The organism is Pantoea sp. X-Soil-ISGK-355, assembly GCF_059730805.1.
This window is the reverse complement of the sequence record NZ_AP035971.1, coordinates 3,871,857-3,892,313: the sequence shown is the minus strand read 5'-3', so window position 1 is coordinate 3,892,313 and position 20,457 is coordinate 3,871,857. Positions and strand designations below refer to the sequence as shown.

The 20,457-nt window shown below is 55.8% G+C and carries 18 protein-coding genes; 10 read left to right on the top strand and 8 right to left on the bottom strand.

The annotated features are described in order from the left end of the window. Positions 1-3: 3 nt before the first annotated feature. Positions 4-837 carry an HTH-type transcriptional regulator HdfR gene (gene hdfR, locus AC6I8J_RS17955; protein ID WP_161736410.1) on the bottom strand — a complete coding sequence of 278 codons (834 nt, stop codon included), beginning with the start codon at positions 835-837 and terminating at the stop codon, positions 4-6. 120 nt (positions 838-957) lie between these two features. Between hdfR and AC6I8J_RS17950 the strand changes: the two genes are divergently transcribed. Next, a complete protein-coding gene (locus AC6I8J_RS17950) occupies positions 958-1,296 on the top strand; it encodes a MaoP family protein (protein WP_010253568.1) in 339 nt (112 codons plus the stop codon). 25 nt (positions 1,297-1,321) lie between these two features. Here AC6I8J_RS17950 and AC6I8J_RS17945 read toward each other — a convergent pair whose 3' ends face one another. After that, positions 1,322-2,845 carry a YifB family Mg chelatase-like AAA ATPase gene (locus AC6I8J_RS17945; protein ID WP_222924848.1) on the bottom strand — a complete coding sequence of 508 codons (1,524 nt, stop codon included), beginning with the start codon at positions 2,843-2,845 and terminating at the stop codon, positions 1,322-1,324. Between the two features lie 330 nt (positions 2,846-3,175). Between AC6I8J_RS17945 and ilvL the strand changes: the two genes are divergently transcribed. The 6 genes from ilvL (at position 3,176) to ilvA (ending at position 9,736) form a co-directional block, all read left to right on the top strand. Further along, positions 3,176-3,274 (top strand): ilv operon leader peptide, encoded by a 99-nt coding sequence (gene ilvL / locus AC6I8J_RS17940; RefSeq protein WP_072101316.1) that lies wholly within the window; start codon positions 3,176-3,178, stop codon positions 3,272-3,274. A 150-nt stretch (positions 3,275-3,424) separates the two neighbouring features. After that, positions 3,425-5,071: an acetolactate synthase 2 catalytic subunit gene (ilvG, locus tag AC6I8J_RS17935; protein WP_161736408.1), complete on the top strand. Its 1,647-nt coding sequence runs from the start codon at positions 3,425-3,427 to the stop codon at positions 5,069-5,071. Continuing rightward, entirely contained in the window at positions 5,068-5,325 is a 258-nt protein-coding gene (gene ilvM / locus AC6I8J_RS17930) for an acetolactate synthase 2 small subunit (RefSeq protein WP_008926359.1), read from the top strand. Before ilvG ends, ilvM begins: the two co-directional genes overlap by 4 nt. Positions 5,326-5,343: 18 nt before the next feature. Beyond that, a complete protein-coding gene (locus AC6I8J_RS17925; protein WP_161736407.1) occupies positions 5,344-6,273 on the top strand; it encodes a branched-chain amino acid transaminase in 930 nt (309 codons plus the stop codon). A gap of 62 nt (positions 6,274-6,335) precedes the next feature. Then, complete coding sequence (ilvD, locus tag AC6I8J_RS17920) at positions 6,336-8,186, top strand: dihydroxy-acid dehydratase (RefSeq protein ID WP_095706524.1); 1,851 nt, start codon at positions 6,336-6,338, stop codon at positions 8,184-8,186. Positions 8,187-8,188: 2 nt separating this feature from the next. Then, a complete protein-coding gene (ilvA, locus tag AC6I8J_RS17915) occupies positions 8,189-9,736 on the top strand; it encodes a threonine ammonia-lyase, biosynthetic (RefSeq protein ID WP_161736406.1) in 1,548 nt (515 codons plus the stop codon). On the opposite strand, the gene ilvY is transcribed toward ilvA, so the two are convergent. Then, the gene (ilvY, locus tag AC6I8J_RS17910; RefSeq protein ID WP_497825613.1) at positions 9,737-10,618 is read right to left on the bottom strand and encodes an HTH-type transcriptional activator IlvY; all 882 of its coding nucleotides are present in this window, start codon (positions 10,616-10,618) and stop codon (positions 9,737-9,739) included. A gap of 162 nt (positions 10,619-10,780) precedes the next feature. On the opposite strand from ilvY, the gene ilvC reads away from it, so the two are divergent. After that, positions 10,781-12,256: a ketol-acid reductoisomerase gene (ilvC, locus tag AC6I8J_RS17905; protein ID WP_161736405.1), complete on the top strand. Its 1,476-nt coding sequence runs from the start codon at positions 10,781-10,783 to the stop codon at positions 12,254-12,256. A gap of 587 nt (positions 12,257-12,843) precedes the next feature. Here ilvC and AC6I8J_RS17900 read toward each other — a convergent pair. From AC6I8J_RS17900 to AC6I8J_RS17890, 3 genes are all read right to left on the bottom strand, one after another. Further along, positions 12,844-14,175 (bottom strand): MFS transporter, encoded by a 1,332-nt coding sequence (locus tag AC6I8J_RS17900; RefSeq protein WP_480343691.1) that lies wholly within the window; start codon positions 14,173-14,175, stop codon positions 12,844-12,846. A gap of 272 nt (positions 14,176-14,447) precedes the next feature. Next, positions 14,448-15,467, bottom strand: a complete 1,020-nt coding sequence (gene yhjD / locus AC6I8J_RS17895) for an inner membrane protein YhjD (protein ID WP_033784266.1) — start codon at positions 15,465-15,467, stop codon at positions 14,448-14,450. A gap of 45 nt (positions 15,468-15,512) precedes the next feature. Next, a complete protein-coding gene (locus AC6I8J_RS17890) occupies positions 15,513-16,412 on the bottom strand; it encodes a LysR family transcriptional regulator (RefSeq protein ID WP_279771831.1) in 900 nt (299 codons plus the stop codon). Positions 16,413-16,527: 115 nt separating this feature from the next. On the opposite strand from AC6I8J_RS17890, the gene AC6I8J_RS17885 reads away from it, so the two are divergent. Next, complete coding sequence (locus AC6I8J_RS17885) at positions 16,528-17,286, top strand: SDR family NAD(P)-dependent oxidoreductase (protein ID WP_161736401.1); 759 nt, start codon at positions 16,528-16,530, stop codon at positions 17,284-17,286. Positions 17,287-17,325: 39 nt separating this feature from the next. On the opposite strand, the gene AC6I8J_RS17880 is transcribed toward AC6I8J_RS17885, so the two are convergent. After that, positions 17,326-18,171 (bottom strand): PhzF family phenazine biosynthesis protein, encoded by an 846-nt coding sequence (locus AC6I8J_RS17880; protein WP_497825612.1) that lies wholly within the window; start codon positions 18,169-18,171, stop codon positions 17,326-17,328. 106 nt (positions 18,172-18,277) lie between these two features. On the opposite strand from AC6I8J_RS17880, the gene AC6I8J_RS17875 reads away from it, so the two are divergent. Further along, positions 18,278-18,901, top strand: a complete 624-nt coding sequence (locus AC6I8J_RS17875; RefSeq protein WP_161736399.1) for a glutathione S-transferase family protein — start codon at positions 18,278-18,280, stop codon at positions 18,899-18,901. Here the strand turns inward: AC6I8J_RS17875 and AC6I8J_RS17870 are convergent. Beyond that, a complete protein-coding gene (locus AC6I8J_RS17870) occupies positions 18,868-20,355 on the bottom strand; it encodes an aminotransferase-like domain-containing protein (protein WP_161736398.1) in 1,488 nt (495 codons plus the stop codon). The genes AC6I8J_RS17875 and AC6I8J_RS17870 overlap by 34 nt on opposite strands. Positions 20,356-20,457 lie beyond the last annotated feature (102 nt).

Here is a 20,457-nt window from a genome sequence, read left to right as displayed (position 1 = left end):
TCTTTAGCTGTTTTGCCTGACCAGAATCGGGAATTTAAGCAGCTGCCGGATATGCGCCTGCTGATCGCTGTTCTGCAACCAGACAGCATAGAGCGGACGAACGGCGACGGGCGTATCCGGGATCACCATCAACTCATTGTAAACACTTTGCCAGAAGTCAGGCAGGAACGCGCACGCTCCGGTGGTATGCAGCAGTTCACGGGTAACATGCGCCGACGTTGTGGTCAGTACTGGCACATCATCAGCGCCGGAAAGATAACTCTGATGCTGATGAAAATCTGCTCCCCATTCCAGTTTAATGTAATCATATTTTTCGCGTTTCTCGCTCTGCCGGGCGCAGAACAGCGCCAGTGAGATATGACCAATCTGCTGACTGGTTAACTCATCCATCTTAGGCGCTTCAGTGGTGATCAACAGATCCAGCTGGCGTTCATGGAGCTGCTTAACCAGCAGGTGTCGTTGTGCCACGCGCGCTTCTAAATGCAGGCTTTCACGATTCTCGTAAAGCGTCTGTAGCCACGGCGTCAGATAAGCCTCCCATAGCGATGCACTGGCACCGATCGAAAGCTCATGGTGCTGTTGAGTGTGGGAAACCTCCTTCTTTGCCATCATCCATGTGCTCATCAGGCTTTCAGCATAGGGAAGCAGGCGTTCTCCAGCCGCCGTCAGACGTATGTTATTGCGATGCCGTGTAAAAAGGTTAACGCCAAGCTGATTCTCTAACTGGCGGATGCGAAAACTGACAGCAGATTGCGTAAGGTAAAGTGCTTCTGCAGCACGCCCGAAATGGCGTGTTCTGCTCACTTCCAGGAAAGTTTTCAGTAATTCCGTATCCACAGCGTTCTCCCAAAAAATGTTTGTCGTATAGATTTAAATGTTTTGTTTTACACTCTGTCAAGCCTATCTAATACTCCGCGCCATTAACAGCACGGCATTAGAAAATCAGGAGCGTGTAACATGGCGGAAAGCTTCTCAACAGAGAATCGTTTCTTTGATAACAAACATTACCCGCGTGGTTTCTCACGCCACGGTGACTTTACTATTAAAGAAGCTCAGCTTCTTGAACGCCACGGTTTCGCCTTTAATGAGCTGGATTTATCAAAGCGTGAGCCTGCAACAGAAGAAGAACGTCTGTTTATTGAAGTGTGTCGTGGCGTGCGTGAGCCGCAAACGGAAGCTGAACGTGTATGGTCTAAATATATGACCCGCATTAAGCGTCCTAAGCGTTTTCATACGCTGTCCGGCGGTAAACCGCAGATGGACACCGTCGAAGACTTTACCGACAGCGACGATTAACAGAGAAGGGGCGAAAGCCCCTTTTTTATTGCAGGCTGTTATGCAGATGAATCATTAAACGATCAATCGTGCGATAACTGACAGCCTCCTGCAGATGATGCCGACTGACGTCTGCTTCTCCCGCCAGATCGGCCACGGTACGCGCCACCTTCAAAATCCGCTGCCATGCCCGTACAGATAAACCCAGTTTCTCCAGTACTGACTCCAGCCACTCCGCATCCTCTTTAGCTGGCTGACACCAGCGCATAATCTCCGCATTGTTTAAATGCGCATTAATTTTGCCTGCACGGGTCAGCTGAATCTCCCGCGCTGCGACCACCCGATGACGAACCCGTTCAGACGTTTCTGCTACAGGGCGTTGACCGCTAAGCATTCCACCCGGAAGTAGGGGCACCTCCAGCGAAAGATCAAAACGATCGAGAAAAGGGCCGGACAGCTTGCTGAGATAACGCAGCACCTGCTGAGGTGAGGTACGGTTATGCTGTCCCTGATAATGTCCGGTTGGACTTGGATTCATTGCAGCAATCAGCTGAAATCGTGCCGGATAGGTGACTTTTGCGCGCGCACGTGAAATAGCGATGACCCCCGACTCTAATGGCTCGCGCAGAGAGTCCAGCACCTTACGATCAAATTCCGGCAACTCATCCAGAAACAGCACGCCGTTATGCGCCAGTGAGATCTCGCCCGGCCGTGGTAGTGATCCGCCACCAATCAAAGCATAGAGAGATGCACTGTGATGAGGTGACCTGAAAGGCCGACTGCGCCATTGTCGGTGCAGAGTACTGCTAGTGTTCACGAGACTGGCGATTGCTGCGCATTCCAGTGCTTCCTGATCGGTTAAAGAAGGCATGATGCCGGGCAGCCGGGTGGCAAGCATTGTTTTACCGGTGCCAGGCGGGCCAATCAGCAACAGGTTATGCCCGCCAGCCGCCGTGATCTCCAGTGCTCTGCGTCCCTGTTCCTGACCAATGATATCTGCGAGATCGTCAGCAGGCGGCTCGCCCTGATGATCAGGGGACTGAGCTGTCGGTAATGTGAGTTCATTACGCAGAAAGGCACACACGTTGCTGAGATGAGATGCAACCAGTGAAGACCCCTGACGGATAAGTCCGGCATCCGCCTGATTCTCAGCAGAGAGAACCATCTGCCGTCCAGCCTGAATTGCCACCATGGCCGCCGGAATCGCGCCCTGTACACCGCACAGCGCGCCGTCGAGTGCCAGTTCACCCAGAAACTCGTAGTGCGTCAGCTTGTCGGCAGGAAGCTGCTCAGAGGCGACCAGAATGGCGATCGCCATAGGTAAGTCATACCGTCCGCCCTCTTTAGGAAGATCCGCGGGTGCCAGATTAATGGTGACCCGCTTTGCCGGAAAAGTGAAACCGCTGTTGATAATAGCGCTGCGTACCCGCTCACGCGCTTCTTTGACCGTCGTTTCCGGCAGACCTACCAGGGTTAAGGCAGGCAGGCCATTACTGATATGTGCCTCAATGGTCACCAGCGGGGCGTCCACCCCCAGTGCTGCCCGGGTCAGAACTTTTGACAATGACATACTCGCTCCTTGTTACCGTCAGTCTGGTGACTGCATCAAAGAAAAGCCATGACATCATCAGTATGGTTCGGACCATCGCACACCCCATCGAAAGTTGTTTCATGGCGTTTTAAAATGCTGTGCGACAGTACGCAAATCCATCAAAATATTATTACGTCACTAAAGTGATGAATAATTATCATCATGTAATTATTTCTTGTATTACAGATCGATAGGTTACGATTCCGCGTCACGCACGAAAATAAATCTGTAAAAAAAGTTGTGCGATGACCCCTGACTATGATAACTCTGTAGGCATTACTTCGAACACGAAAAAGAATTGAACAACACATGAAAGCCCTTCTACAAGTGATTAGCCTGGTCGTGATTAGCGTGGTGGTGGTTATTAACCTACCGTGCGGGGCAACGCTTGGAGAAAGAAAGGCTTAAAAATCAAGCCTCGAATCCGAAAAAACCCCCGCACCGAAAGGTCCGGGGGTTTTTTTTCGACCCGAGGAAATATCAGTAAATCCACAAGGAACAAACAATGAACAGTAGCATAAAATTCTGTTGTTCCGGTCAGGACACAGGAGAATAGCGATGACAGGTGCACAGTGGGTAGTTCAGGCTTTACGCGCGCAGGGTGTTGATACCGTATTTGGTTACCCTGGCGGCGCCATCATGCCGGTATACGACGCGCTCTATGACGGCGGCGTGGAACACCTGTTGTGTCGTCACGAGCAGGGCGCTGTAATGGCGGCAATCGGATATGCCCGTTCAACCGGCAAAACCGGCGTCTGTATCGCCACTTCCGGCCCCGGCGCAACTAACCTGATCACCGGTCTGGCGGATGCGATGATGGATTCGGTACCGGTCGTGGCGGTAACGGGTCAGGTCACCTCGGCCTTCATCGGCACCGATGCTTTCCAGGAGATCGACGTACTGGGACTCTCACTAGCCTGCACCAAGCACAGCTTCCTGGTTGAATCGCTGGATGAATTACCCGCTATCATGGCGGAAGCTTTTGCGCTGGCGCAGTCGGGCCGTCCGGGTCCGGTACTGGTTGATATCCCGAAAGATATTCAGATTGCACAGGGTGAACCCGCACCGCATCTGGTTCCGGTTGAAGAAGGAAATGCGCTGCCACATCAGGCGATTGACCACGCACGTGCACTGATGGCGCAGGCCAGAAAGCCAATGCTCTACGTTGGCGGCGGTGTCGGTCTGGCTCAGGCGGTTCCGGCACTGCGCAAGCTGGCAGACGAGACCGGCATTCCGGCGGTTGCTACTCTGAAAGGACTGGGCAGCGTGGACCCGCAAAGTGACGTCTATCTCGGTATGCTGGGGATGCACGGTACCAAAGCCGCTAACCTGGCCGTACAGGCGTGTGACCTGCTGATCGCGGTCGGTGCCCGTTTCGATGATCGCGTGACCGGCAAGCTGGATACCTTTGCACCGCACGCCAGCGTGATTCATCTCGATATCGATCCCGCTGAGTTAAACAAATTACGCCGCGCTCATGTCTCCCTGCAGGGCGATCTCAACGAACTGCTGTCCGCACTGAGTCAGCCTTTGTCTATCAACGCCTGGCGCGATGAGGTGCAGGCACTGAAAGCCAGCCACGCATGGCGCTACGACCATCCGGGCGAAGCGATCTATGCGCCGCTGCTGCTGAAGCAACTTTCCGATCGCAAACCGGCGAATACCGTGGTCACCACCGACGTCGGTCAGCATCAGATGTGGACGGCGCAGCACATGGCATTTAACGCACCGGAGAATTTCATCACCTCCAGCGGCTTAGGCACCATGGGCTTTGGTTTGCCTGCTGCCATTGGTGCGCAGGTTGCACGCCCGGACGATACGGTTATCTGTGTCTCCGGTGATGGCTCCATCATGATGAACATTCAGGAGCTGGGCACCATCAAGCGCGGCAGGCTGCCGGTCAAAATCGTACTGATGGATAACCAGCGTCTGGGTATGGTACGCCAGTGGCAACAGCTCTTTTTTGACGGTCGCTACAGCGAAACCAACCTGTCCGATAATCCCGATTTCCTCACGCTGGCCAGCGCGTTCAACATCCCCGGCCAGCGCATTACCCGTAAAGATCAGGTCGACGCCGCCCTTGATGCTCTGCTGAACAGCGAAGGTCCTTACTTCCTGCATGTTGCAATTGATGAGCATGAAAACGTCTGGCCACTGGTACCGCCGGGTGCCAGCAATGCAAACATGATGGAGAAAACCGTATGAACCAGCATCAATTGTCTATCGAAGCCCGTTTCCGCCCTGAAATATTAGAGCGCATTTTACGCGTCGTGCGTCACCGCGGTTTTCAGGTCTGTTCTATGAACATGGCCTCAGTCGCCAACGCAGAAAACATTAATATTGAAATGACCGTTGCCAGCCAGCGCTCCGTCGATTTACTGTCTTCGCAGTTAAGTAAATTGATCGACGTTGCATGCGTTCAGATTCAACAACAGACAACACAACAAATCCGCGCGTAGCCGCGAGAGGGAATAACAATGAGCACGAAGAAAGCAGACTTTATTTGGTTCAATGGCGAGATGGTTAAGTGGGAAGAGGCGAAGGTCAGCGTCATGTCCCACGCCTTGCACTATGGTACGTCGGTATTTGAAGGCGTGCGCTGCTACGACTCTCACAAAGGACCGGTTGTGTTCCGTCATCGTGAACACATGCAACGTCTGCATGACTCCGCCAAAATCTATCGTTTCCCGATTAAAAGCAGCGTTGATGAGCTGATGGAAGCGTGCCGCGAAGTCATCCGCGTGAACAAACTGAAAAGTGCTTATATCCGTCCGCTGGCCTTTGTCGGCGATGTGGGCCTGGGCGTGAACCCGCCAGACGGCTTCACAACTGACGTGATCATTGCCGCCTTCCCGTGGGGCGCGTACCTGGGCGCTGAAGCGCTGGAGAATGGCATTGACGCGATGGTCTCTTCATGGAACCGCGTGGCGCCAAACACTCTGCCAACTGCTGCTAAAGCGGGTGGTAACTACCTCTCCTCACTGCTGGTGGGTAGCGAAGCCCGTCGTCATGGCTATCAGGAAGGCATTGCGCTGGATACCAATGGCCTGATCTCAGAAGGGGCAGGCGAAAACCTGTTTGAAGTTAAAGATGGTGTGCTCTATACCCCGCCATTTACCTCTTCGGCACTGCCGGGCATCACCCGCGATGCCATCATCACGCTGGCGCGTGATATGGGCATTGAAGTGCGTGAGCAGACTCTGTCGCGTGAATCTCTCTACCTGGCTGACGAAGTCTTTATGTCGGGCACCGCCGCAGAAATCACACCGGTGCGCAGCGTCGACCGCATTCAGGTGGGTGAAGGCAAGCGTGGTCCGGTGACTAAACGCATTCAGGAGGCCTTCTTTGGTCTCTTCACCGGCGAAACCGAAGACAAATGGGGCTGGTTAGATCCGGTTAACCCATAATCAGATACAGCGCGGGCGTCATCTGACGTCCGCGAGCTTATTCTTACTGGAGTAAATAGAGCATGCCTAAGTACCGTTCCGCCACTACCACCCACGGCCGCAACATGGCGGGTGCCCGTGCCTTATGGCGCGCGACAGGAATGACCGACGACGATTTCGGCAAGCCGATTATCGCTGTGGTTAACTCATTCACCCAATTTGTCCCTGGCCACGTTCACCTCCGCGACCTGGGTAAACTCGTCGCTGAGCAGATTGAAGCGGCGGGTGGTGTGGCTAAAGAGTTCAACACCATCGCGGTGGATGACGGTATTGCCATGGGTCATGGCGGCATGCTGTATTCACTGCCTTCGCGTGAGCTGATTGCTGACTCGGTCGAGTACATGGTTAATGCGCACTGCGCCGACGCCATGGTCTGCATCTCCAACTGTGACAAAATCACCCCAGGCATGCTGATGGCGTCTCTGCGCCTTAATATTCCGGTGATCTTCGTTTCAGGCGGCCCGATGGAAGCGGGTAAAACCAAGCTTTCTGATCAGATCATCAAGCTGGACCTGGTCGATGCGATGATTCAGGGTGCGAACCCGAACGTCAGCGATGCCGACAGCGATCAGATCGAACGCTCTGCCTGTCCGACCTGCGGCTCCTGCTCCGGCATGTTCACCGCCAACTCGATGAACTGCCTGACCGAAGCACTCGGCCTGTCGCAGCCTGGCAACGGTTCACTGCTGGCCACGCACGCTGATCGCAAAGAGCTGTTCATCAATGCCGGTAAGCGCATCGTCAGTCTCACCAAGCGCTACTACGAGCAGGATGACGTCAACATGCTGCCGCGCAACATCGCGAACAAGGCCGCCTTCGAGAACGCCATGATGCTGGATATCGCCATGGGCGGCTCCACCAACACCGTGCTGCACCTGCTGGCGGCGGCCCAGGAAGGCGACATCGACTTCAATATCTCCGACATCGATCGCCTGTCACGTAAAGTGCCTCAGCTTTGTAAAGTCGCGCCAAGTACCCCGAAATACCACATGGAAGATGTGCATCGCGCAGGTGGTGTTTTCGCCATTCTCGGCGAGCTGGATCGTGCCGGCCTGTTCGACAGCAGCGCCCGTAATATCCTGCAGCAGACCATGCGTGAAACGCTGGATCAGTACGACATCATGCTGACCAAAGATCAGGCGGTAAAAGATATGTTCCGCGCCGGTCCGGCGGGCATCCGTACCACCCAGGCATTCTCGCAGAACTGCCGCTGGGACACGCTGGATGATGACCGTGCCGAAGGCTGCATCCGCACCCGCGAAAACGCGTACTCGCAGGATGGCGGTCTGGCCGTGCTGTACGGCAACATCGCCGAAGATGGCTGTATCGTTAAAACAGCGGGCGTAGACAAAGAGATCCTGACCTTCACCGGCCCGGCCAAAGTCTATGAAAGCCAGGATGACGCGGTAGAAGCGATTCTGGGCGGCAAAGTCGTGGCAGGCGACGTAGTTGTCATCCGCTACGAAGGGCCAAAAGGCGGGCCGGGCATGCAGGAAATGCTCTATCCGACCACCTATCTGAAATCGATGGGTCTGGGTAAAAGTTGCGCTCTGATCACCGACGGTCGTTTCTCTGGTGGCACATCGGGCCTCTCTATCGGTCACGCTTCGCCTGAAGCGGCCAACGGCGGCACCATTGCGCTGGTCAAAGATGGCGACACCATTGAGATCGATATCCCGAACCGCGGCATCAAACTCGCTGTGCCGGATAACGAACTGCATGCCCGCCGTGAAGAGCAGCAGGCACGTGGCGATGCGGCATATACGCCGGTCAATCGTCAGCGTGAAGTCTCCTTTGCGCTGCGTGCTTACGCATTACTCGCGACCAGTGCTGACAAAGGCGCCGTTCGCGATAAGAGCAAGCTGGGAGGCTAAACATGGCCGAGTCTCAACCGCTACCCGACGCGCCTTGCGGCGCCGAGTATTTGCGTGCAGTGCTGCGTTCACCGGTGTATGAAGTGGCACAGGTGACGCCGCTGCAGGTTATGGAAAAAATTTCATCGCGTCTCGGCAACACCATTCTGGTAAAGCGGGAAGATCGTCAGCCGGTGCACAGTTTCAAGGTGCGCGGTGCCTACGCAATGATTGCCGGTCTGAGCGAAGAGCAGAAAGCGCGCGGCGTAGTGACGGCTTCGGCCGGTAACCATGCGCAGGGCGTGGCGCTCTCCGCGACGAAGCTGGGCATTAAGTCACTGATTGTGATGCCGCTGGCGACCGCAGACATCAAGGTTGATGCAGTGCGCGCATTTGGCGGTGAGGCTTTTCTGTTTGGGGCCAACTTTGACGAGGCGAAAGCCAAAGCGATAGAGCTCGCTGAACAGCGCGGCTACACCTTCGTTCCGCCGTTTGACCATCCGGCTGTGATTGCCGGACAGGGCACGCTGGCGATGGAGCTGTTGCAGCAGGATGCGCACCTCGACCGGGTCTTTGTGCCGGTTGGTGGTGGCGGTCTGGCAGCGGGCGTCGCTGTATTGATCAAGCAGTTGATGCCGCAGATCAAAGTGATTGCGGTGGAGTCAGAAGATTCAGCCTGCCTGAAAGCGGCGCTGGACGCCGGTCATCCGGTCGATCTGCCACGCGTCGGGCTGTTTGCCGAAGGGGTGGCGGTGAAGCGGATTGGCAGCGAAACCTTCCGGCTCTGTCAGGCCTACATCGATGACATCATCACCGTCGACAGCGATGCCATTTGCGCTGCGATGAAAGATCTGTTCGAAGATGTTCGTGCCGTGGCGGAACCGTCTGGTGCGCTGGCGCTGGCGGGCATGAAGAAGTATATCCAGCAGCACGAGATCAAAGGCGAGCGGCTGGCGCATGTCTTGTCCGGTGCCAACGTCAACTTCCACGGCCTGCGTTACGTCTCCGAGCGTTGCGAGCTGGGCGAACAGCGTGAAGCGCTGCTGGCTGTAACGATCCCGGAACAGCAGGGCAGCTTCCTGCGTTTCTGTCAGACGCTGGGCGGACGTTCCATCACCGAGTTCAACTATCGTTACGCCGATGCGGACAAAGCCTGCATCTTTGTTGGTGTACGTCTGACCCGTGGCGTGGAAGAGCGCAGCGAAATCATCAGCGAACTTACGCGCGGCGGTTATCAGGTGGTCGATCTCTCAGATGATGAAATGGCGAAATTGCATGTGCGTTACATGGTGGGCGGACGTCCCTCCAAGCCGCTGCGTGAACGGCTCTTCAGCTTCGAATTCCCGGAGGCACCTGGCGCGTTGCTGAAGTTCCTGCAAACGCTGGGCACCCACTGGAATATCTCGCTGTTTCACTACCGTAGCCACGGCACCGATTATGGTCGTGTGCTGGCGGCTTTTGAGCTCGGCAGCGATGAACCGCGTTTTGAGGAGCATCTCACCGATCTGGGTTACGACTTTCACGACGAAAGCCAGAACCCGGCGTTCCGCTTCTTCCTGTCAGGCCACTGATTACAGCTGGCTCCAGAAAGCACTGATCAGCGGCTCTCCGAGCCGCTTTTTTTGCACGCAGATACCGAGTTCGAACGGCGCAACAGACTCCACATTCTCCAGCATCAGCACGCGGTTCCGCACCGGGTCCGGGCTGTTCTCCAGCACGACATCCGGCAACAGCGCAATACCGCAACCCAGCGCTACCATTGAGACTATCGCCTCATGCCCCGATACCGTGGCGTAAATCACCGGATTCGGGATGCGATGGCGGCGGAACCAGAGATCGATACGCCGTCGTGCGGGTCCCTGCACCGGCAGGATAAACGGAATTTTTGACCAGTCGGGCTGCGGCTGGGTGGCCTGTGTGCGGACGGCACAGGGTAATGCAGGCGCAATCAGCACCAGCGGAATCAGCCCCAGTGGCATAAAATCAATGCTGGCGGGCAAAGTTTCAGGACGGCCGGCAATAGCCAGATCGGCATCGCCGGAGTGCACTTTTTCTACCGCATCCGCAGCATCACCGGTATCCAGTTTAATTTCGACCTGCGGATGTTCGGCACGAAAGCGGTCGAGGATCGGCGGCAGATGGCTGTAGGCCGCCGTTACCGAACAGAACAGGCGCAGTTCGCCGCTGAGTGACGGACCGTTAAGATCCATCACATGACGCAGTTGCTGATATTGCAACAGGGTCTGCTGGGCAAACTGACGCAGGCGTTCACCCGCTTCCGTCAGCGTCACGGTGCGGTTATCGCGCAGAAACAGCGCATGGCCGACATCGTCTTCAAGCCGCTGGATCTGGCGTGACAGCGTGGAAGGGCTGACGTGCATCGCACGCGCCGTGCGCCCGAAGTGGCAGCTTTCTGCCAGATGAAGAAACAGTTTCAGATCCCGTAAATCCATGTGCGCGTCGCCTCTGGGTGGTGTTGCATTTATTGCAATGTGACGTTGTTAATATATCAATTTAAGCAACAGAATTCCTGTCATATGATGGGGTCATTCGCGGCGTTGCATGACACGCCGTTCCTGAACAAAAAAAGCAAACACAACCTTACCGGAGTACCCATGGCTAACTATTTCAACACATTGAACCTGCGCAACCAGTTGGCGCAATTAGGCAAATGTCGTTTCATGGCGCGTGAAGAATTCGCGGATGGTGCCAGTTTCCTGAAAGGCAAAAAAGTCGTTATCGTTGGCTGTGGTGCGCAGGGCCTGAACCAGGGTCTGAACATGCGTGATTCAGGTCTGGATGTCGCCTATGCACTGCGTGCCGAAGCGATTGCTGAGAAACGCCCTTCATGGCGTAAAGCGACCGATAACGGTTTTAAAGTGGGTACTTACGAAGATCTGATCCCGCAGGCGGACCTGGTCGTTAACCTGACGCCAGACAAGCAGCACTCCGCAGTAGTTCAGGCTGTTCAGCCGCTGATGAAAGATGGCGCTGCGCTGGGTTACTCGCACGGTTTCAACATCGTTGAAGTGGGCGAAAGCATCCGTAAAGACATCACTGTTGTGATGGTGGCACCGAAGTGCCCGGGTACAGAAGTCCGTGAAGAGTATAAACGCGGCTTTGGTGTTCCGACGCTGATCGCGGTTCACCCGGAAAACGATCCAAAAGGTGAAGGCATGGCGATTGCCAAAGCCTGGGCAGCAGCGACCGGCGGCGATCGTGCTGGCGTGCTGGAATCTTCCTTCGTTGCAGAAGTGAAATCTGACCTGATGGGTGAGCAGACCATCCTGTGTGGCATGCTGCAGGCCGGTTCACTGCTCTGCTTCGATAAGCTGGTGGCTGAAGGTACGGATCCGGCTTACGCAGAAAAACTGATTCAGTTCGGCTGGGAAACCATCACCGAGTCACTGAAGTTTGGTGGCATCACCCTGATGATGGATCGTCTCTCTAACCCGGCGAAACTGCGCGCTTATGCGCTGTCAGAGCAGTTGAAAACCATCATGGCGCCGCTGTTCCAGAAGCATATGGATGACATCATCTCCGGCGAATTCTCTTCCGGCATGATGGCTGACTGGGCGAACGATGATAAAAACCTGCTGACCTGGCGTGAAGAGACCGGCCAGACCGCATTCGAAACTGCCTCACAGTATGAAGGCAAAATCGAAGAGCAGGAGTACTACGATAAAGGTGTTGTAATGGTTGCGATGGTGAAAGCGGGCGTTGAGCTGGCGTTTGAAACCATGGTAGATGCCGGCATCATCGAAGAGTCTGCTTACTACGAATCCCTGCATGAGCTGCCGTTGATCGCGAACACCATCGCCCGTAAGCGTCTGTATGAAATGAACGTGGTGATCTCTGATACCGCTGAATATGGTAACTACCTGTTCTCCTTCGCTGCGGTGCCGTTGCTGAAAGAGTTCATGACCACACTGCAGCCGGGCGATCTGGGTAAAGCGGTGGAAGGTACGCAGGTCGACAACGCACAGCTGCGTGACGTTAACGAAGCCGTTCGCCAGCACCCGATTGAAACCGTTGGCCGCAAACTGCGTGGCTACATGACCGACATGAAGCGTATCGCTGTCGCGGGCTAATAACCGTCATCACAGTTTTCAGCAAAACAAACCCCGGCTTGTCGGGGTTTTTTGTTTGGGAACACTACCTGAGAAGTTCGCTGGTGGAACGGTGCCTGCACTGCCTGCTTCGCTGTAAGACCGAGCCTGCACGGGCAATACGGTCAGATCGGAAAGACGCAAAACCCGCCATCCCTGGCATGCTCTGCCCGCGCCATCCATGGCGCGGGACGCTTTCCTCCTCTGACCATATTGCCAGCGCCCTGAGCTATTTTATTGTTGGAAGAGTTATCACAGCCCACGTTTGTAACTTTGAGCACAATTCAGATTTTCTAAACAGACAGCCAACATGGTTAAAGCGATGGGAGCATACGCCTGTAGCAAAGCATAGCGGGCCAGGGACGGCCCGCGCTGAGCCCGCCATGGATGGCGTCTTTTGCGTCTTTGCGAAAGGCGTATGCTCCCTGAGCCTATTGCATGACCACAAGGCTATGCTTTTAAACTCCTCAGTGTCGAAGTATGTTCCCTAAGCTGCCTTAGATTTATTGAACCCAGCCCATAAAAAAACCCGGCGGCTGCCGGGTTTCACTGATCTTCATCTAACAGGATTAAACGTCATACAACGTCTGGTGACGCGTCTCTTTACAGGCCAGCAACGCGATCAGCGTCAGCACCGCCATCGATGCCAGATACAGCCCCACCGCCTGCAGACCATAATTGGCATTCAGCCAGGTCGCGATGTAAGGCGCAACAGAGGCTCCCAGAATCGAGGAGAGATTATAGGAGAACGAGGCGCCGGTATAACGCACTTCGGTCGGGAACAGCTCCGGCAGCAGCGCGCCCATCGGGCCAAACGTCAGCCCCATAATGCTCAGACCCAGCAGCAGAAACGCCATCACCAGCGCCTGTGAACCGGAACCCAGCATCGTTGGGAACAGGAACGAAAACGCGATAATCATCAGCGTAATGATAATCATCGTCTTGCGACGACCAAAACGGTCGGCCAGCAAACCGGCAATCGGCACCATCACACCAAAACCAATCACCGCCAGCATCAGCATCCACAACATACTGTTACGCGGAATGCCCAGACCTGCTGGTGATGGTGTGGTGCCATAGCTCATCGAATAGACGGTCATGATATAGAACAGCGTATAGGTCGCCAGCATGATAAAAGTGCCGAGAATCGTGGCGGTCAGATGCTTGCTCAGCAGCGCCGCAATCGGCACCCGAACCTGCTTCTTCTCTTTCTGCACTTTGGCAAACACCGGACTCTCATGCAGCGACACGCGCACATACAGGCCAATCAGCACCAGCACGGCGGAGAGAATAAACGGCACGCGCCAGCCCCACTGCATAAACTGCTCGTCGGTCAGCAGCCAGGAGAGCAGCAGAAAAGTCCCGTTAGCGAAGAAAAAGCCAATCGGTGCACCCAGCTGAGGGAATGAACCATAGAGCGCACGCTTCTTCGCCGGGGCATTTTCCGTCGCCAGCAGCGCCGCGCCGCCCCATTCACCGCCCAGTCCCAGCCCCTGACCAAAACGCGCCAGCGCCAGCAGCAGCGGTGCCATCACGCCAATCGTCTCATAGCCTGGCAGCAGCCCAATGACCACCGTAGAGATCCCCATAGTCAGCAGCGAGGCAACCAGCGTGGCTTTACGCCCGACGCGATCGCCAAAGTGACCAAATACGGCGGAGCCAATCGGACGTGCGATAAAGGCGATAGCAAAAGTGGCCAGCGACTGTAGCGTGGCGACCGTGGCATCACCCTGCGGGAAGAAAATGTGCGGAAAAACAATCACTGCCGCAGTGGCATAAATATAAAAGTCGAAGAACTCGATGGCGGTACCGACCAGCGAGGCAATCACCACTTTACTGCGTGAGTTAACCGGTGTGGGATCCTGCTGTTTGTCGAGTGTGTCTGTGAGGGAGGCTTGCATAACTGTTTCTTATTTGTAAATACAGACAAAGAATCTTACGCATCTGCCAGAGCGCATTCAATGATGAAAACCCGCGCCGCGTCTGGCTTCAGAGGGCAAAAAGAGGATAATTTCTGTGGTGTGACGAATGCCGGGTGATACCGGGGTAAACCGGACGATATCTGGCGGGATACTCTAAGAAAGGGCTAAATAAAAGTGACCCCTCAGCTATTCATCCTGTTATCGGGTGAAAAAATAGCCGGGGGGTGACATTTTCCGCTGTTGTTAACGAATTACGATGCTTTGCGGCGGGATGCGCTGCCCGCTTCCGGCATCTGCGGGTCATCTTTATATTTGGCTGTGGCGATCCACGCTGCACAGAACAGCGTCAGGCGGGCGAAGAAGTAGAAAAACGCCATCAGGCCAAGCACAGAACCAAAGGCTGCACCGGAAGGTGAGGTTGCCAGCTTCGGCAGCGTCAGCGTCATCACAAACTTAATCACCTCAAAGCCGATTGCCGCCAGAAGGGTGCCGCGGAACAGCGCTTTCTTGCGCGGCTTATGACGCGGCAAAATCCAGAAAATCCAGAGGAACAACAGGTAGTTTGCCAGAACGGAAATGGACGTGGCGATAATGGTCAGGGCAGGGCGTAACCACTCAATGCCATCCAGCCCCAGCGCACTCACGATGGTCGCCTGAGCAGAACCGGCTACCGAGGTCAGCGACAGCGTAATCACCAGCGCCAGCATCAGACCCGTCAATGACAGGAAGTCGCGAATATAACGTTTCCAGATCTTCTCTTTGTCATCCGGTTTGCGTTCCCAGACGTCGCGCGACTGGGCGCGGATCGCTTCACGCAGATTACCCATCCAGTTAAGGCCGGAGTAGAGCGCCAGCAGTAAACCAGTGATACCCACGGTGGCACGCTGCTGAATGGCGGTGTTCACCGTATTCTTCAGCGTGGTAGCCAGCGTCGGGTCACTGATGCTGCTGACGATTTTGTTGATGATATCGGTCAGCAGATCCTGATTCGATGCCAGCACAAAACCCACGGCGGCGAACGAGACCATCAGAATGGGGATCAGTGATAAAAACGAGAAATAAGTAATAGCCGCGCCAAACTGGCTGCCGAGCCGGTCATTAAAGCGGTCCAGAGCGCGAATAAAATGCGCCACCGCCGGAATAGACTGGAACCAGGTGGCGAAGCGTGACACGCGAACAATCGACTCATCCACGGTGTGATTGCCGGTTTTAATATCGATAAGCGGCTTTTCTGGCTGCATATCCTGCGGGTTTTCCTGCTTGTCTGTCATAGACCTTCACTGTCCTGTTTATCATTAAAATCAAAGTATAGCCGCTCAGGTGACGTACTCCTGTAACACCTGACTCAGCCACTCCATAAATACCCTTACGCGGCGTGCCACATTGCGCCGGTGCGGATAGAGCAGATGGATCGGCATCGGTCTGGCGGGAAAGCGATGCAGCACTTCCACCAGCTCGCCCCTTTCCAGTAATGTCTGAATCCCGGCGGCGGGCACCTGAATAATCCCCAGCCCTGCCAGGCAGGCGGCGCGATAAGTTTCCGTACTGTTCACCGTCACCACGCCACCGGTATGAACGTAATGGCACTGCCTGCCATCGAAATATTCAAAGCCGGGTGAGGCCTGGCCGAGCTGCTGGCTATAATGCACCATCGCATGCTGCGACAGCTCTTCCAGCCGGATTGGCATGCCGAAACGCGAAAGGTAGCCAGGGCTGGCGCAGTTGATCAAGGTATGAGTACCAATTTTTCGCGCAATCAGACCTGAATCCTTCAGCTCACCGACCCGGATGACGCAGTCAAATCCTTCACGGATCACATCCACCTGACGGTCGCTGCTGCTCAGCTCAATTTCCACGCCCGGGTAGTGTTGCAGAAATTCCGGCAGCCTTGGCAGGATAAAACCGGTGGCCATCGCCACTGACATGTCGACCCGGAGTTTACCGCTGAGCGAGGCGGGCTCGTGCTGAAACAGGCTGTCCATATCGTCAATCATCGACAACAGATCCAGACAGCGGTCGTAATAGACCAGGCCATCCTGGGTTAGTTGCACCCGGCGCGTGGTGCGATGCAGCAAACGTGTTGCCATTTGATTCTCCAGCGCCTGAATCTGCCGCGATACGCTGCCTTTGGGGACGCCTAAACTCTCTGCCGCGCGGGTAAAACTGCCCATTTCGGCCACCCGCACAAACACCTGCATTGCGTGAATTTTGTCCATGTTGTTCACCGATTGTTGTTTTTATTGAAACAGTGATGCGCATTTAACCCTGTTTATAGATCAATAATTCGCGAATATCCTTAAACCGTGTTCAATTTTTCAACAGGTGTGAGCGATGAATCAGAAAGTAGCGTTAATTACCGGTGGAAACCGTGGTTTAGGCCGGAATGGAGCCTTAAAACTGGCTGCGAGAGGCACAGATATCATTCTGACGTACCGCAGCCATGCCGATGAGGCGCAGGCGGTTGTAAAGGAAATTGAAGCACTGGGACGACGCGCCGTGGCGCTGGCGCTGGATGTCGGCGACACCGGGCAGTTTGATCGCTTTGTTGGCGAAGTGAAAGAGGTATTGCAGCTGCAGTGGCAACGAGAGCGCTTTGACTATTTAGTGAACAACGCCGGGCACGGACATTACAAGCCGTTTACCGACACCACCGAAGCGGAATTTGATGCGCTGGTGAATGTGCATTTCAAAGGGCCTTACTTCCTGACCCAGAAGCTATTGCCGCTGATTAACGACGGGGGGCGCATCCTGAATATCTCCAGCGGTCTGACCCGTCTGGTTTATCCGGGCTCCGCAACCTATGCGTCGATGAAAGGGGCGATGGAAGTCCTGACGCGCTATCAGGCGAAAGAGCTGGGTGAACGCCGCATTCGCGTCAATATTCTGGCACCAGGCGCAATAGAGACTGACTTTGGCGGAGGACGGGTACGCGATACCCGCGAGATTAACGACCAGATTGCCGGGCTGACGGCGCTGGGTCGGGTCGGACTGCCGGATGATATCGGCGACGCTATCAGCGCGATCCTTAGCGATGAAACGGGCTGGATCACCGCGCAGCGCATTGAAGCGTCAGGCGGGCAGGGGATTTAACCCCGGGCGGCGTCGCGAAAAACACGACGCCGCCGCATTTTACAGCGTAATGGTGCCGTCGATGACGGTCACGGTATTGCCGCTAATCCAGATGGTCTCACCGGCAAAGGTCACATTCACCCGACCAGCACGCTGCAGGGCCGTGCCCTGGCGAACGCGATAGGGGGTGGTTTGCCCCGCCGCGGCAAAGTAGCGCGCCAGACAGGCGTTGGCACTGCCGGTGACCGGATCTTCGGTCAGACTGCCATTCTCTACCAGCAGGCCGCGCACTTCATACTGCTCAGGCTCGTCCGCAGGCAGACGACCAAAGGGCATGATGCCCGAGACACCCGCATGCTGAATCAGTCGCTGCAATTCACTGACATCGGGCTGCAGCGCCAGTACCGCTTCAGCGCTAATCATCGGAATGAGCAGCCAGCGAATCCCCATGTCCACTATCGTCGGACTTTGCGTCAGATCGAACGCATCGCAGTTTAAGGCGTTACTCATCCGCGCATCCTGCCAGGGCATCAGCGTGGCAGCCGGCGCGGCAAAGGCCAGGTCCGCGTCACCTATCTTCACCGTCACGTTACCGACGCCGCACTCCTGCACGATTTCACCCGGTGTGCGGGTTGGCCAGCCCGCCTCCAGCAGCGCATGGGCGGTGCCCAGCGTCGGATGACCGGCAAACGGCAGTTCCCCTTCAACGGTAAAAATACGCACCCGATAGTCCGCCTCTTCGTGCTGTGGCGGAAGGACAAAGGTGGTTTCCGACAGGTTTGTCCAGCGGGCAATCGCCGCCAGCTGGCTGTCGCTTAACCCCTGAGCATCCATGATCACCGCCAGCGGATTGCCGTTAAAGGCTGATGAGGTAAACACATCGATTTGCTTAAACGCGACCTTCATTGTGACTCCTTACTGTGGCTTTAGTGTGGCCTTTTCTCTGCCGGATGATTGCTTATAACAGCTAACAGCGTTATCAATAAGTTAAAGATTTTATCGGAGACTGTGAATGCTGACGATCCTGGGACGCGCCTCCTCAATCAACGTGCGCAAAGTATTATGGCTGTGTGACGAGCTGGAACTCGATTACCAGCGCGAAGAGTGGGGCGATGGCTTCCGTTCAACGCACCTGCCCGAATTCATGGCACTCAACCCGAATGCGATGGTGCCGGTGCTGAAAGATGGTGACTTTGTGATGTGGGAATCCAACGCCATTCTGCGCTATCTGTCGAACGCCTATGGCGGTGAATGGCTTTATCCTCTGCATCCGCAGACGCGTGCACCTGTCGATCAGTGGATGGACTGGCAATCCACCGAACTCAACACCTCATGGCGTTACGCCTTTATGTCGCTGGTGCGAAACTCACCGGCCCACCAGGACCCGCGACTGTTGGCTGCGGCCAGCAAAGGCTGGGCGCACACTATGAGCATTCTCAATCAGCAGCTGGAAAAAACCGGGCGCTACGTCGCCGGACGCAATTTTACCCTGGCAGACATTCCGATTGGCCTGGCGGTAAACCGCTGGTTTGAAACCCCGCTCGATCATCCCGACTATCCGGCGGTGCGCACCTATTACGAGCGCCTGACTGAACGTCGCGGCTATACCGTCTGGGGCCGCAACGGTACACCCTGAGCCTGGCCGCACGACACGCCTGCCAGTTCACAGGCGAGTTCACCTGCGCGCTGAATCGCCCGGGTATAGCGCGCATCAAACGGATAGCAGCAGGAGAGACGCAGCGCATGGTTGTAGCGCTCACTCAGCGAATAGAGCGCGCCAGGCGTGACGCAAATCTGCTCCTGCAGCAGTCGATCAAACATCTCTGTGGTATTCACGCCGCCCGGTAACTCAACCCAGAAAACAAATCCACCGCGTGGCAGCGTCGCGCGGGTTCCCACCGGGAAGTAACGGGCGATCAGACCGCGCGCCTCATCCAGATTGGCCGCGTAGCGACGGCGTAGCGTGCGCAGATGATGGTCATAACCGCCGGACGCAAGAAACTCCGCCAGCGTTTCCGAGAGCAGGGCGGATTCGGCCATCGACGACACTGCTTTCAGTCGGGCAATCGCATCATGAAAACGACCTGCGGCGGTCCAGCCAAGTCGGAAATCGGGTGCCACGGTTTTGGTGAAGCTGGTGCAGTAGATCACCCAGCCATCGCGATCAAAGGCTTTCACGGCGGGTGAGAGCGGCCAGTCGAACTGCAACTCGTCATAAAGCCCATCTTCAATCAGCGGAACGTGGTAAGTATTCACTAACTTAGCCAGCCGCTTCTTATTCTCCAGCGACATGCCGCAGCCCAGCGGGTTCTGCACGCTGGGCATCGCAATCAGTGCCTTAATACGCTGCTCCTGAAGCAGCATCTCCAGCGCATCCAGCGACAGGCCATGCTGCGGATCGGTAGGGATTTCCAGCGCCTTCAGGCCCAGCGACGCCAGCAGGGGGAAGAGGAAAAAGTAGGTCGGCGACTCCAGCCCAACGCAGTCGCCGGGCTGCGTCACCGCCCGCAGCGCCAGTTGTAAAGCCTCCATGCAACCATGGGTCAGGGTGATCTCATCGGCGGTGAGCGTTTGCCCGGCGTGCAGCGCCCGTCGCGCAATCTCCTCCCGTAAGCGCTCACTACCGGGTGGAAGTGCATAGCGCCCGATGATGTTGGGATGACGGCGCAGCAGTGAGGCGGTAATCCGGGCGATGCGCGCCGCCGGAAACAGCTCGCTGTCCTGCGGGCAGGCCAGGGAAATATTGGTGTAGTCGGGATGATTCTGCGCTGCAAACACCTTATCGATCAGGTCGAGCTTACCGCTGCTGGGGTCGCGTACCCGGGCTTTATGCTGACCGTGACGGGTTACAGCCGGCAACACGCCGCGCACGTAGTAGCCCGACTGCGGCCGCGCCTCAATCAGCCCGCGATCTTCCAGCATCTGCCAGGCATTCAGCACCGTATTGACGCTGACCTGGTGTGACTGCGCGACACGGCGGATCGCCGGCAGGCGTTTACCGGGTTTCAGCGTGCCCTGATGGATGGCCTCAGCGAAGCTGTCTGCGAGCTGCTGATAGAGCGGCTGATTGGAAGCAGGAGTAAGGGACACAGAAGCCTCCGGCGTGGATGGGTACAATTGCTGTTAACGGGAACTGTAACCATTACAATAGTGATTTTGTGTCACTGTTACCATCTCTTTCTCCGCCGTAGC